General features: G+C 76.0%; 1 protein-coding gene and 1 pseudogene. Both read left to right on the top strand.

Annotated elements, in window-relative coordinates:
• Positions 1 to 291: pseudogene (locus tag GT045_RS30375) on the top strand (MoxR family ATPase); the annotation flags it as partial.
• The coding region (locus GT045_RS39180; RefSeq protein WP_202529169.1) for a hypothetical protein at positions 281 to 479 on the top strand (199 nt) is incomplete at its 3' end. The pseudogene GT045_RS30375 and the gene GT045_RS39180, both read left to right, overlap by 11 nt.

Here is a 479-nt window from a genome sequence, read left to right as displayed (position 1 = left end):
GAGTTCCCGCCCGCCTTCCTGCGCCGCTGCGTCACGCTGCACCTGCGCCAGCCGGACGACCGGCACCTCGCCGAGATCGTCCGCGCCCACCTGGGTGAACCCGACACCTACGCGCGGACCCTGATCGACCGCTTCCTGTCCCGGTCCGGCGTCGGCGACCTGGCCACCGACCAGCTCCTCAACGCGATCTACCTGGCCCGCTCCGCCGACCTGGACGCCGACTCGCTGGACCGGCTGGCCGAGCAGCTGATGCCCTACCTGGGGCAGAGCGCGCAGTCCGATGTCTTCTGAGCACACCGGCTCACCGGACCCGCTGGTCCGCCTGGCCGCCGTCCTGGCCGGAGCGGGCGGCGGGGCGCACCCGACCCCGCGCGAGCTGGCGGAACTGCTGTGGCTGGCCCGGCACATGGAACCCGGCGCCGACGACCGCGGACCCGAGGGGCCCGAGGCCCCCGCGCCGCCGCCGGCACCGGCCCCGC

Source organism: Streptomyces sp. SID486, assembly GCF_009865385.1.
In the GTDB taxonomy this organism is placed as follows: Bacteria; Actinomycetota; Actinomycetes; order Streptomycetales; family Streptomycetaceae; genus Streptomyces.
This window is presented reverse-complemented; position numbering and strand designations above follow the sequence as displayed.